At 57.8% G+C, this 13222-nt stretch carries 13 protein-coding genes; 10 read left to right on the top strand and 3 right to left on the bottom strand.

What is annotated here, in order from left to right:
• Position 1: 1 nt before the first annotated feature.
• Positions 2–1033: an N-acetyl-gamma-glutamyl-phosphate reductase gene (gene argC, locus U5K34_RS14445; RefSeq protein WP_322569107.1), complete on the bottom strand. Its 1032-nt coding sequence runs from the start codon at positions 1031–1033 to the stop codon at positions 2–4.
• Positions 1034–1330: 297 nt separating this feature from the next.
• On the opposite strand from argC, the gene U5K34_RS14440 reads away from it, so the two are divergent.
• From U5K34_RS14440 to U5K34_RS14415, 6 genes are all read left to right on the top strand, one after another.
• Positions 1331–2668, top strand: coding sequence for a chloride channel protein (locus tag U5K34_RS14440; protein ID WP_322569106.1), 1338 nt, complete (start codon positions 1331–1333; stop codon positions 2666–2668).
• Complete coding sequence (locus U5K34_RS14435; protein ID WP_322569105.1) at positions 2655–3176, top strand: TlpA disulfide reductase family protein; 522 nt, start codon at positions 2655–2657, stop codon at positions 3174–3176. Before U5K34_RS14440 ends, U5K34_RS14435 begins: the two co-directional genes overlap by 14 nt.
• A 6-nt stretch (positions 3177–3182) precedes the next feature.
• Positions 3183–3608 (top strand): CopD family protein, encoded by a 426-nt coding sequence (locus U5K34_RS14430; RefSeq protein ID WP_322569104.1) that lies wholly within the window; start codon positions 3183–3185, stop codon positions 3606–3608.
• 167 nt (positions 3609–3775) lie between these two features.
• Entirely contained in the window at positions 3776–4942 is a 1167-nt protein-coding gene (locus U5K34_RS14425) for a porin (RefSeq protein WP_322569103.1), read from the top strand.
• Between the two features lie 89 nt (positions 4943–5031).
• Positions 5032–5553 (top strand): FMN-binding protein, encoded by a 522-nt coding sequence (locus U5K34_RS14420; RefSeq protein ID WP_322569102.1) that lies wholly within the window; start codon positions 5032–5034, stop codon positions 5551–5553.
• Positions 5550–6320: a PepSY domain-containing protein gene (locus tag U5K34_RS14415; RefSeq protein WP_322569101.1), complete on the top strand. Its 771-nt coding sequence runs from the start codon at positions 5550–5552 to the stop codon at positions 6318–6320. Before U5K34_RS14420 ends, U5K34_RS14415 begins: the two co-directional genes overlap by 4 nt.
• A 49-nt stretch (positions 6321–6369) precedes the next feature.
• Here U5K34_RS14415 and U5K34_RS14410 read toward each other — a convergent pair whose 3' ends face one another.
• Positions 6370–7221, bottom strand: coding sequence for an HDOD domain-containing protein (locus tag U5K34_RS14410; RefSeq protein WP_322569100.1), 852 nt, complete (start codon positions 7219–7221; stop codon positions 6370–6372).
• Between the two features lie 199 nt (positions 7222–7420).
• Here U5K34_RS14410 and U5K34_RS14405 point away from each other — a divergent pair, with 199 nt between their 5' ends.
• The gene (locus U5K34_RS14405; RefSeq protein WP_322569099.1) at positions 7421–10420 is read left to right on the top strand and encodes a putative bifunctional diguanylate cyclase/phosphodiesterase; all 3000 of its coding nucleotides are present in this window, start codon (positions 7421–7423) and stop codon (positions 10418–10420) included.
• A 68-nt stretch (positions 10421–10488) separates the two neighbouring features.
• Positions 10489–11058 carry a class II aldolase/adducin family protein gene (locus U5K34_RS14400; protein ID WP_322569098.1) on the top strand — a complete coding sequence of 190 codons (570 nt, stop codon included), beginning with the start codon at positions 10489–10491 and terminating at the stop codon, positions 11056–11058.
• Positions 11059–11275: 217 nt separating this feature from the next.
• On the opposite strand, the gene U5K34_RS14395 is transcribed toward U5K34_RS14400, so the two are convergent.
• Positions 11276–11446 carry a rubredoxin gene (locus U5K34_RS14395; protein ID WP_310693040.1) on the bottom strand — a complete coding sequence of 57 codons (171 nt, stop codon included), beginning with the start codon at positions 11444–11446 and terminating at the stop codon, positions 11276–11278.
• A gap of 131 nt (positions 11447–11577) precedes the next feature.
• On the opposite strand from U5K34_RS14395, the gene U5K34_RS14390 reads away from it, so the two are divergent.
• Together U5K34_RS14390 and thiE are read left to right on the top strand one after the other, a co-directional pair.
• The gene (locus tag U5K34_RS14390) at positions 11578–12378 is read left to right on the top strand and encodes a hydroxymethylpyrimidine/phosphomethylpyrimidine kinase (protein WP_322569097.1); all 801 of its coding nucleotides are present in this window, start codon (positions 11578–11580) and stop codon (positions 12376–12378) included.
• Positions 12378–13001, top strand: a complete 624-nt coding sequence (gene thiE / locus U5K34_RS14385; protein ID WP_322569096.1) for a thiamine phosphate synthase — start codon at positions 12378–12380, stop codon at positions 12999–13001. Before U5K34_RS14390 ends, thiE begins: the two co-directional genes overlap by 1 nt.
• Positions 13002–13222 lie beyond the last annotated feature (221 nt).

The following is a 13222-nucleotide window of genomic DNA, read 5'->3' as shown; positions in this document are numbered from 1 at the left end:
CCTAGGGCATCAATCCAATTGTATTCAGGCCGGCCGTCTCATCCAGGCCGAACATGAGATTCATATTCTGTACAGCCTGGCCCGAGGCCCCCTTGACCAGATTATCAATCACCGACAGGACGACCACCGTATCACCATCGCCGGGACGGTGCAGGGCAATCCGGCAGTGATTGGCGCCCTTGACGCTGCGGGTTTCGGGGTGCGAGTCGGGCGGCAGGATATCGACAAACGGTTCGCCCGCATAACGTTCGCTGTAGAGCGCCTGCAATCCCTTGACCGGCCCGGTCAGCCGGGCGTAAAGGGTGGCGTGAATCCCCCGGATCATGGGCGTGAGATGGGGGACAAACGTCAGTCCCACCGGGGTTCCCGCTGCCCGGGTCAGCCCCTGAACGATCTCGGGCAGATGGCGATGGCCGGCTACACCGTAAGCCTTCATGCTTTCGCTGGCCTCGCCCAGCAAGGCGCCCACATTGGCCTTGCGCCCGGCCCCGCTGACGCCCGACTTGGCATCGGCCACCAGTTGCCCGATGTCCACCAGCCCCTGCTCGATCAGGGGCAGAAAACCCAGCTGAACCGCGGTGGGATAGCAGCCCGGGCAGGCGATCAACCGCGCTTCACGAATTGCCTCGCGGTTCACCTCGGGCAGCCCGTAGACCGCCTCGGCCACCAGCTGCGGCGCGCTGTGGGCCATGCCGTACCACTTTTCCCATTCCGCCACATCCTTGATGCGAAAATCGGCGCCCAGATCAATCACCCGCACGCCCTTGTCCAACAGCTCGGCGGCGGTATTCATTGCCACGCCATGCGGCGTGGCAAAAAACACCACATCACACCCGGCCAGCTGGTCGGGATCGGGTTCGCTGAAAGCCAGGTCCACATAACCGCGCAAATTGGGGAACATGTCCGCCACCGGCTGACCGGCTTCGGAGCGGGAGGTAATCAGGCGCAGATCCACCTGCGGATGCAACGCCAGCAGACGCAGCAACTCCACACCCGTGTAACCCGTGCCGCCAACAATACCTGCCTTGATCATGATTCCAACCCGGTTATGCAAGGGGAGTAATGATAAGTGCTGGCGGGATAAACGAAAAGGCTGATACGTGATGAATCTCTCAACCTTGCACGCTTTGTGGTTTGCACCGCGACCAATAAAAAAGCGGCTGAAAAGCCGCTTGAGTTGGATCGTGCTTGATTATTGTTATTAAGGCTTGGCGGTTACTCCCCTAAGGGATTCTCACCCTATCCCCTACATTTAACAAGGTCAAGGTTTTTTGCGGTTTTTTGCGCCAATTTCCTGTCTGCAGTTCCGTCGGCGCGGCGCGACAGGGTCATGCTAGAATCGGTGCGCATGGATTTTCGGCATCTCAAACGCACCCGGCAGAAGCTCTTTACCCTGGCCAAATGGAAAGTGCGGCTACTGTTCTGGGGCAGCGCCCTGAGCGTCGGTGCCGTGGCGGCGCTGTTCGCGCTGGCGGCGGGCGCCGCCGATGAAACCTTTCACCACCTGCACCAGCAGCGCCCCTGGCTGACCTACCTGCTCCCCCCCGCCGGACTGGTGCTGATCGCGTGGTTGACCCGGCACTTTTTCCCCGGGACCGAGGGCAGCGGGATCCCCCAGGCGATTGCCGCCCTGTCCATGCGCAAGCACGCCCTGCGACACAAGGTGCTGTCGCTGCGCGTGGCCGTGGCCAAAATAGTGCTGACCACCCTGGGTCTGTTCTGCGGCGCCTCCATCGGCCGCGAAGGGCCAACGGTACACATCGGCGCCTCGCTCATGTATTCCCTGCGCCGTTTCGCCCCTATGCCGCTGCGCGGCCAGGATCTGCTGCGGGCAATGATCCTGGCCGGTGGGGCCGCCGGGATCTCGGCCGCCTTCAACACGCCGCTGGCCGGCATTTTGTTTGCCATCGAGGAGATGAGCCGATCCTTTGAACAACGCAGCAGCGGGACCCTGATCATCGCGGTCGTGCTGGCCGGGATCACGGGGTTGATGATCCTCGGCCCCTATACTTATTTCGGCAGCACTGACGCCACGTTGCCCCTGTCCGGCGCCTGGCTGGCGGTGATCCTCTGTGGCGTCGTCGGAGGCTTGCTGGGCGGGCTGTTCGCCACGGCCCTGATTCAGGGCTCTCGCCGCGTTGCGCCGCTGGCCTGGCGTTATCCCGTGCGCGTGGCCTTTGTCTGTGGCCTGATCATCAGCCTGCTGGGCTTCGTCTCCAACGGCCAGAGTTACGGCACCGGCTATATCGAGGCACGCGCCCTGGTGGACGGGGGCGAGGCGTCGCTGCTGTTTCCGCTGTGGAAGTTGCTGGCGACGCTGTCGTCCTATCTCAGTGGCATTCCCGGCGGAATTTTCGCACCCTCGCTCTCGGTCGGGGCCGGACTGGGCGCGGATCTGGCACTGCTGTTGCCCCATCTGCCCGCGGCGGCGCTGGTGATGCTCGGGATGGTCGGCTATTTCAGTGGCGTGGTGCAGACCCCGATCACCGCTTTTGTCATCGTGATGGAAATGACGGACAATTCGGGTATGCTGCTGCCGCTGATGGCCACCGCACTGATTGCCCGGGGCGTCTCGAGCCTGGTCTGTCCCCGGCCAATTTATATGGCTCTGGCTGAAGCCTATCTGCACAAACAGGATCCCCCGAAGGTCAAACATGAAAACCCGTGATACGTTAATTGCTGTATTTGTTGTTCTGTTAATCGGTGCGCTGGCCTGGATCTGGTTCAGTCCTTCCGGGTTGCAGCGCGCGCCCGACATCAGCTTCAAGAATGTCGAGGGGGAAACCCTCAGCCTGCAGCAACTGCAACAGCAGGGTCGGCCGGTCCTGGTAACGTTCTGGGCCACCTCCTGCCCCGGTTGTATCAAGGAGATGCCGCACCTGATCGAGATGTACCACGATCTGGCCCCCCGGGGACTGGAAATCATCGGGGTGGCCATGGCCTATGACCCGCCCAATCATGTGATGCGTATGCGCGAGGAAAAAAATATTCCCTATCCCATCGTGCTGGATATCGACAGCGCCATCGCCCGGGCCTTTGGTGAGATTAAACTGACGCCAAGCCATTTTCTGATCAACCCCAATGGCCGCATCGTGCATCACAAGATCGGCGAGCTGGACATGGAACGGATCCGCACCCGCATCCTGGCGATGCTCAACGCACCTTCTCAAGGATAACGCAACATGCTCTGGGTCAAGGCGTGGCATATTGTCTTCATGGTGACCTGGTTCGCCGGCCTGTTTTATCTGCCACGGCTGTACGTCTATCACGCCATGGCCGAAGATAGCGTCAGCCATGAGCGGTTCAAGATCATGGAGCGCAAGCTGTTTTACGGCATCATGACGCCCGGGGCGATCATTACCATTGTACTGGGATTGTGGTTACTGGCCGATTATGCCTGGGCGGCGTATAAAGACAGCGGCTGGCTGCACACCAAGCTGGCGCTGGTCGGGATTCTGATTATCTATCATATTCACTGCGGCAAATTGCTGCTCGATTTCAAGCATGACCGCAATACCCGCTCGCACGTCTACTACCGCTGGTATAACGAGTTTCCCGTTCTCATTCTCATTGCCATCGTCCTGCTGGCAGTCGTTAAACCCTTTTAGTTAGTAGTCACTCACCTGTAATACCCTCCCTCCACGTGTATATCAGGTTTTTAAATATGCGAATGATAATGGTTTGCATTTAGGTTTTTCTTTCGTTATAGTTTTCTCCATTGCTGATTTGAGCGATGTCATTCAAGCCACAATTCAATTCAAATGGGGAGAAAATCATGAAACGAGCAACACCGATTGCCCTGATTACCGCCGGCTTGCTGGGCAGTGCCCCGGTACTGGCCTCGGAGCAGGAACTGCGTCAGGAAATCGATAACCTGAAACAACAGAACCAGACCATCATGGAACGGCTCAATGCCACCAGCGAGATGATCGAGAGCAACCGCTCAGCAGGTGGCGCGAGTCCCGTCAACATCGGCGGTTACGGCGAACTGCACTACAACAATCTGAGCAACAACCTGGCCGGTGGTGACGACAAGGAGATGCTGGATTTCCACCGCTTCGTGCTGTTCTTCGGCTACGAATATACCGACGACATCCGTTTCTTCTCCGAACTGGAAGTCGAACATGCCTACTCCGGCGAAAGTAAGCCCGGCGCCGTGGAACTGGAACAGGCCTACGTCGAATTCGATCTGAATAACAAGACTTCCGCCAAAGGCGGTCTGTTCCTTGTCCCGGTCGGCATCCTCAACGAAACTCACGAGCCGCCGACCTTCTACGGCGTGGAACGCAACCCGGTTGAAAACAAGATCGTCCCGACCACCTGGTGGACTTCCGGTGCCGAGCTGACGGGCCGTTTCGGCCAGGGGTTCAGCTATAATTTGGGATTGCATGAAGGCTTGGCGACCTCAGCCGCGGACGATTTCGCAGTTCGTGATGGTCGCCAGAAGAGCGCCAAGGCCACTGCCAGTGACCTGGCCACGACCGCGCGCATTAAATACACCGGCATGCCCGGTCTGGAACTGGCTGCGACCTTCCAGCACCAGAGCGATATGACCCAGGACGGGACCGATAATGCCGGCAGCGCAAACTTGATCGAGGCGCATGCCATCTACACCAAGGGCGCCTTCGGCCTGCGTGCGCTGTATGCCACCTGGGATCTGGATGGCAGCGGCCCAGCAGCAATTGGTGCCGACGAGCAGACCGGCTGGTTTATCGAACCGTCCTACAAGCTGACCAACAAGTTCGGTGTCTTTGCCCGTCACAATGTCTGGGACAACCAGGCCGGCAACAGCACCGATACCGAATTCACCCAGACGGACGTCGGTTTCAACTACTGGCCGCATGAAGACGTTGTCATCAAGATGGATTACCAGACGCAGGATGCGCCTGCCGGTGAAAACGAGTATGACGGCTTCAACGTCGGTATCGGCTATCAGTTCTAAAGTTCAAGGCTGAACGAACTCCTCCATTGCAGCCCACTGCCGGCTATTCCATTGGGAATAGCTGGCCTTTTTGATTTATGCTACGCGCCATGAAATTTACGATACAACTTGTTTTTATTTTCTGCGCAGGACTACTGAGCCTGCCGGCATCCGGCGAGGTTCATCAAAAGCCCGAAGCTTTTTTACAACAAGTGTTCGAGAACCAGATACCGGATCCCGAAATGCTCTGGATTACCGGCGAGCTACGCGATACCGCCGAACAGATCCTGCAACACAAACCCACCAGCCTGCGTACCCGTTACTGGCAAAGCGACCAACGTACGGCCTGGATACTGGAAGAAATCGGCAAGGAACAACCGATCACTGTTGGTATTGTCATCAGCGATGATCGTATCGAAACCGTCAAGGTGCTCATCTTTCGGGAGAGCCGTGGCTGGGAAGTCAAATACCCGTTTTTCACCAATCAGTTCAAACAAGCGAAACTGGATTCCGAGCTTGAACTCAATACCGACATCGATGGTATCACCGGTGCAACGCTATCGGTACGTGCGCTGACCAAACTCAGTCGTCTCGCGCTCTATTTTCATCAACACGTTACGCATAAATCATGACCCGGCATAAGCGTCCCCGACTCAAGCTCAAATCGGTTTATCAATGGCATCGCTATATCGGCATCAGTGCGGCATTGTTTGTCATCCTGATCAGCGTTACCGGAATCATGCTCAACCATACCGAGCAAATGAACCTGGATGAGCAATACGTGCAGAGTAACTGGCTACTCGACTGGTACGGCGTGCAGGCACCGCAACAAACCAGCGGCTATCTAACCCGTGAACACTGGGTCAGTCAGTGGGATTCCCGGTTGTTGACTCAAACACGGGATCTCGGTCATTACGATCGGCAGATACTGGGGGCCATCAGCTACCACGGTATGCTGATCGTTGCCCTCGAGGGCGAACTGTTATTGCTGACGCCGGAAGGCAAGGTCATCGAAACCCTGCGCGGTTACCAGGGTGTGCCGGCCGGTATGTGGGCAATCGGGCTGACCTCGGACAAACGTGTCGCTGTCAAGGCGGCGCACGGCACCTATGTCGCCGATGCGGATCTGATTACATGGGAACACCAAAACCTGGAAGCGGTCCGCTGGTCCGCACCTTCCACCCTGCCCAGGCAGGTACATCAGAAGATGCTGCAGCTTTATCGTGGCAAGGGCCTGGATATGGAGCGGGTGATTCTGGATCTGCACAGTGGCCGTTTGCTAAAGCAAGGGGGTATTTATTTCTTTGATTTTATCGCCGTGGCACTGATCTTTCTGGCCTGCAGCGGCCTCTGGTTGTGGGGCGTTCGCCAGTATAAAGCCCGCCAACACCACCGATAGTAAATTACCACCGCCCTCGAAAAAAACAGAGTCGGTTAAGGACCTCGTATCAGGAAAAATAGGCCCGCCGGGCCTCCTGCAACTGCTGGCAGGCCCCTTCAATTGCACGCAGGACCTGTTCTCGCGAAAGACCGGCGATTTCCCACGCCCTGGGATCAATGTGGCTCCAGTCATCCAGCTCACTCTCTTCGATATAAGGCTGCGATGCAATCATATTGGCCATATGCACCAGCGCCACCTGAACCGGAAATAATTCTGCCCGACCGGGCTCATGATGGTAGGCAATACATTCGCGCAGGTTGCTCGGCAAGTGCCATAATTCCGCCAGTGCCTCGCCCACCTGGGCATGATCAAAACCGATCACCTCCCGCTCGGCACGGTACATCGGCAGCGGATCCTCCACCTGTAGTGTTCGTATCAGTGCCGAGTGCATATGTTGCGGCAATTTGTAGAACATCACCAGCTGACCAATGTCGTGCAGCAGCCCGGCCAGAAACAACGACTCGGAACGTGACGCACTGGACACCTCACCCAGTTCCTGGGCCAGCAGACCGCAATAGAGACTGTGGTGCCAGAAATCCTCCACCGACACCAGATCGGTCGGAATCCCCTCGAATGCCCGGGTTGCCGTGGTGGCGATCACCAGATCGCGGATCTGTTGCAGGCCAAGCAGGGTGACCGCGCGCGAGACCGTATCGACCCGGCTGGAGAGGCCGTAAACCGGACTGTTGGCAATCCGTAACAGGCGGGCCGAGAGGGAGGCGTCCTGGCTGATCACCCTGCCCAGCTCCACCGCCGTGCATTCTCCCTGTTCGGTCATGCGACTGATACGCAAAGAGACTTCCGGCAACGACACCAGTTGTTTGATATCACGGACCAGATCGACAGCGGTAACACTCATAAGATGGCTGCATTGATGAAAATTACTCTAAATATAGTCCATCTTCCGGATTTCACCAGATCCCCGGCGGATTCGATCCTGACAGATTTCCTGAATGATCCGATCCGCAATATCCGTATGACCGGCCCTGTCTTTCCCCGGATATTGCTGGTAAATTTGAACACTATTTTACCAATCAATAATAAAAACGGACCGTACTGTGAGTTTGCCAGCCGATTACCTTGTCGAAATTTACGTCGTTTACGGTTTCTCGTTTCTGTTGCTCGGATTTGTCGTTTTACTGCAGCCCAGGGAAGATCGGGCACTGGGCTTCGCGCCGTATCTGTGGCTGCTTGGCCTGTTCGGCCTGCTGCACGGATTGAACGAGTTTTTTGACTGGTGGCAACTGGCCTATCAACCCCGTCACCCGGCCTTAGAATGGCTGGCAAACGGGTTACTGCTGATCTCCTATCTGCCCCTGTTTGAATTTGGCCGACGCATCGGTCGCCAGTTTCGCAGTAACGACACCCAGACCGTCGTTCAACATCCCCTGCCACCCGGCCTCTATGCCGGCGCCGGACTCGGCCTGATTCTCCTCACCCTGCTGGCAAGTCAGTCAGCCAGCGGCCTGGATGCCGCCATTCGACTGTTCGTCGGCCTGCCCGGGGCGTTACTCACCGGCCTGGGACTGCTCGGCTACGCACGTGTGCATCATCACAGCCTGACCCGGATGCAGGCCGGCTGGACACTGAAACTGGTCGCCTGTGGATTCATTGCCTATGGCCTGCTGACCACCCTGATTATCAGCGACCCGCGAATTGGGCAGGTACTGCCCACACAAACCCTGTTTCAGGAAGTAACCGGCACACCGGTACAACTGTGGCGTGCACTGGCCGCCATCACCATCGCGCTTGGGCTCGGGCTGTTTTTGCGGGGTATCAATCACGACAGTCGTCAGCGTGAGAATGAAACCACCCGCCGTTATCTCGAGCTCAACAGCCAGCTGGAACAACGCATTCACTCCCGTACCCGGCAGTTACAGGAGGTTAATGACCAGCTCAATGACGTCATCGAGGAGCACCGGGTAACGGAACAGGCCCTGCGCAAGAGCGAGCGGGACCTGAACCGGGCCCAGTCGATTGCCCATATCGGCAGCTGGACCCTGGATGTCAAACAGAACCGGCTGGAATGGTCCGACGAAACCTATCGTATTTTCGGCATCCCCAAAGGTAAGCCTCTCAGTTACGAGATATTCCTGGAGGCGATTCACCCCGAAGACCGGGAAATGGTCGACCGAAACTGGCAGGCTGCACTGGCCGGCGCGGGCTATGAAGTCGAGCACAGAATCATCATTCACGATCGCATCAAATGGGTGCGTGAGAATGCCGAACTGGAATTCGACGATCAGGGCGAGCTGAGTTATGGCATCGGCACGGTGCAGGACATTACCGACCGGGTCGAGGCGCAACTGGCACTGGAAAAAACGCTGGCAGAGCTGCGCCAGTCGGAACAGACGCAACGCGAACTGCGCCTGGTGGCCGAGCGCGAGCAGGGGCGCATGGCGGCGTTACTATCAGCGATGAACATCGGGATTCTGTTCGAGGATCGCAACCGGGTGATGGAATACGTTAATCCGGCATTTCGTGCCATGTGGGCCATCCCCGACGATGAGGTGCTGGAGAATCGTGAGACGATGAACGTACTGGAACACTCCACTCACCGCTTCGCGCGCCCCGATCACGCCTCCAAATATGTATTACAGGTACTCGACACTCACGAGATCAGCGAACGCTTTGAACTGGATCTGTACGACGGTCGGGTCCTAACCCAGATTTCCTACCCGGTGCTGGATAATGATGAACGGATATTGGGCCGGCTGTGGATTTACGAAGATGTCACCAACGAACGCCAGACCGCACAGCAATTATTATATCTGGCGCAGCGGGATCCGCTGACCGGCCTGTACAATCGCCATCGTTTTCAGGAACAGCTGGAACAGTCCATCATCAACGCCCAGCGGAACAACGCCCGCTTTGCCCTGTTCTATTTTGATCTGGATGAATTCAAATACATTAACGATACCTTTGGTCACAGTGCCGGGGATTCCGTGCTGATCCGCATCGCCAACGAGGTACAGGCGCTGGTGCGCGGCGGCGAAACCCTGGCCCGGCTCGGCGGGGATGAATTTGCACTGCTGACCGCGTTGCAACAGAACAACGAAATCAGCGCCCTCGCCAGTCGCATCATCAACGCGGTCTCCTCCCTGCCGTTTCGCTTTCGGGGCCGGCACCTGCGTATGACCACCAGCCTGGGCGTGGCGGTCTTTCCGGATCACGGCCTGGATACCGAGGATCTTGTCGCCCGTGCCGACGCGGCCATGTATCAGGCCAAAAGCCAGGGCAAAAATACCTGGGCGATTTACGATGCCGATCGCGATACCTCGCTGGCCATGGTCGACCGCCTGACCTGGAACCAGCGTATCGTGCAGGCGATGGAACAGGATTTGCTGGAATTGCACTACCAGGGAATCTATAACACCAGCGATAGCAGTATCAGCCATATCGAGGCACTGGTTCGGATGCGCGACCCGCTCAACCTGGATCAGCTGTATATGCCGGGGCAGTTTATTCCTATCGCGGAAAAATCGGGCACCATCGTCGACCTGGACAAGTGGGTCATCAAGCGGGTCGTGCGAACCCTGGCAGAACTGCCGCACTTATCCGCCATTGCGGTTAACGTCTCCGGACGCACCTTCGACGATCCCGGCCTGCCGCAATATATCCGTAACCTGCTAAGAGAATATGAACTGGAACCGCAACGGCTGATCATTGAGCTGACCGAAACCGCCGCGGTCACCGATATGCAGGATGCCCAGGCCTTTATCGAAGCCATGCACCGCACCGGTTGCCGGGTCGCGCTGGACGATTTCGGCAGCGGTTTTTCCACCTTTACTTATCTCAAACATCTGGGCGTGGAAATTCTCAAAATCGACGGCCAGTTCATCAGCGACCTGCCCAACAATGCGGAGAACCAGGCCTTTGTCAAAGCGATGGTGGGCGTGGCCCGCGGCCTGCGCAAGATCTGTATTGCCGAGTTTGTCGAGGACGCGGCCACCCTGGAAATGATTCGGGATATCGGCGTGGATATGGCCCAGGGCTATTACCTGGATCGCCCCGATCCCGACCACCCGGCGCTGACGAAAAACGGGGACAAAAAATAATTCGGATTCCGGGAGATGATACAACTTGTTCTTGACAGTTCTGTTACAGCACCAAAGATGAATCATTTATGACACCTAAAGACGATCTGATCCGCCACTATCGCTGGCTGCGCCAGTACGGCATTAACGATTCACACAGCGGCAACGCCTCGGTGCGCGAGGGCAATACCATCTGGGTGACCCCCACCGGCGCCTGCGCCGACACTCTGGGACCGGATCAACTCATTGCCTGTGATATCGACGGCACCCTGGGTGACGGCGCCTCCCTGGATGCACGGCTGCATGTGATGGTGTATCAAAAGAACCCCGATACCCGTGCGGTACTGCACGGCCATGGTGCCCATACCGTAGCGCTGACACTCAACGGCAAAGACTTCACGCCGCCGGATTTTGAAGGGAACTATTACTTTGGCACCGTACCGGTGCTGAATATTCCCTACGAGAACTATCTGGCCGAAGCACCGGAACAGGTCTCCGACACGCTGGCAAAACACAAAATCACCGTGGTCCGCGGCCACGGCGTCTACGCCCAGGCCGAAACCATCAACCTGGCTTACAAGTGGAACTGCTCACTGGAACTGTCCGCCAAAACCGCCTGGCTGGCGCAACTGGCCGGAACTCTGCCTAGAGGGAAATGACATTAACGCAAAGGGCGCAAAGACGCGGAGATCGCAAAGAAGATTATTAAAAAACCCCGAATTTTTGAAGATTCAGGTTTTCAATCGAATCTTTTGCACTGAATTGACGTGTCAGTACTCATTCTACATGATTTAAATTATTAACTTTGCGTTCTTGGCGTCTTCGCGCCCTTTGCGTTACTTGACTTAGCAAGAAAAGTGACGCCTCTGCGATCTTTCAGATTTCGATCATTTCGAAGTCTTCCTTGCCCACCCCGCATTCGGGACACTGCCAGTCTTCGGGGATGTCTTCCCAGCGGGTACCGGGCGCGATGCCTTCTTCGGGCAGGCCCTGCTCTTCATCGTAGATAAAGCCGCAAACGACACACATGTATTGCCTGTATTCCATGATAACCACTACATCGTTGACTGTTTGAATCAGCTATTATCGCATTTTAGCCGGCCAATAGGAATCGGTTGAATTGTCCGTGCTAGACTCCATGTCGTTGGATTACAGTCAATTTTGCCAGGTTAATAGTTATGTCCGAGTCTCCGATCCCCGTGGTGATGTGCTTTTCCGGGCTGGATCCTACCGGTGGTGCCGGTATCCAGGCCGATATCGAGACCCTCGCCAGCATGGGTGGCCATGCGGCGCCGATCATCACGGCACTGACCGTGCAGGATACAGTCAACGCCAGCCGCTTCGATGCAGTGGACCCGATGCTGTTGATCGAGCAGGCCCGCAGTGTACTCGAGGATATGCCGATCGCCGCCTTCAAGCTCGGCATGCTGGGCAGCGTGGAAGTTATCGAGGCGATTCATTCTATCCTGATGGACTATCCGGATATTCCGCTGGTGCTGGATCCGGTACTGGTTGCCGGCGGTGGAGGGCCCCTGGCCGACGAGGCGATTGTGGCCGCCATGAAGAATTTGCTCATGCCACAGGCCACGGTCCTCACGCCGAACAGTGAGGAAGCACGGCGGCTGGCGCCCGAGGCGGACACCCTGGACGCCTGCGGTCAGGAGCTGCTGGATCTGGGCCCTGAATATGTGCTGATCACCGGCGGCCACGAACCGGGACCGCACATCGACAACCGGTTGTATGCCAATCATCGCCAGCTGGAGACCTTCAGCTGGGATCGCCTGCCGCACCACTACCACGGCTCGGGCTGCACTCTGTCCTCGGGCATCGCCGGGCTGCTCGCCCAGGGGCTGGACCCCTTCGCGGCGATCCACGAGGCCCAGGAGTTCACCTGGCACGCCCTGCAGCAGGGCTTTCGCCCTGGCATGGGCCAGCATGTGCCCAACCGGCTGTTCTGGGCCCGGGGCGACGAAGAATAATGCACGATACCCGCCTGCGGGGGCTGTATGCCGTTACCGACGGTCGACTCACCGGCCAGCCGCTGTTCGATGCCGTGCGCGCCGCGCTCGCCGGTGGCGTGCAGCTGGTGCAATACCGCGACAAGAGCGGCGAAACACCTCGCCGTCAGGACGAGGCGGCCCGCCTGGTCGAGCTGTGTCACGCACAGGGGGCGCTGCTTCTGATTAACGACGACACCGAGCTGGCCCTGGCGGTGGGCGCCGACGGGGTCCATCTGGGACAAACCGATACCCCGCTGGCCTCCGCCCGCGCCCGACTGGGGCCGCAGCGGATTATCGGCGTCTCCTGCAACAACCGCCTCGAGTGGGCCCGGGCGGCACAACAGGCCGGGGCCGACTACGTTGCCTTCGGCCGCTTCTTTCCCTCCAGCACCAAACCCGACGCCCCGCAGGCCGGGCTGGCGCTGCTCGAACAGGCCCGCCAGCAGCTCGATCTGCCGATTGCCGCCATCGGCGGCATTACCCCCGACAACGCCCCGCAACTGCACGCGGCCGGCGCCGACATGCTGGCCGTGGTCAACGCCCTGTTCGGCCAAGACGACATCGAAACCGCTGCCCGCCAGCTAAGCCGCTGCTTCGACTGACCCGGTTGTAGTGAGATCGCCTGATAAACGCAAAGGACGCAAAGACGCAGAGTTCGCAAAGAGAATTATTCTAAAACCGGCTCGGCACGTGAGGGATCCGTTTGATAAGCAACGATAATACTGAATAGATTATTTCGCTTTACTTGGCGTTCTTTGCGTCTTTGCGTCCTTTGCGTTATTTCCACCACCCCACTATGACCACCCCTGTCGTCAAACCGGGG

The sequence above is a fragment of the Thiohalophilus sp. genome, assembly GCF_034521165.1.
Taxonomy (GTDB): Bacteria; Pseudomonadota; Gammaproteobacteria; order UBA6429; family Thiohalophilaceae; genus Thiohalophilus.
The sequence above is the reverse complement of the archived record's forward strand: the minus strand, read 5'-3'. Positions and strand labels throughout refer to the sequence as shown.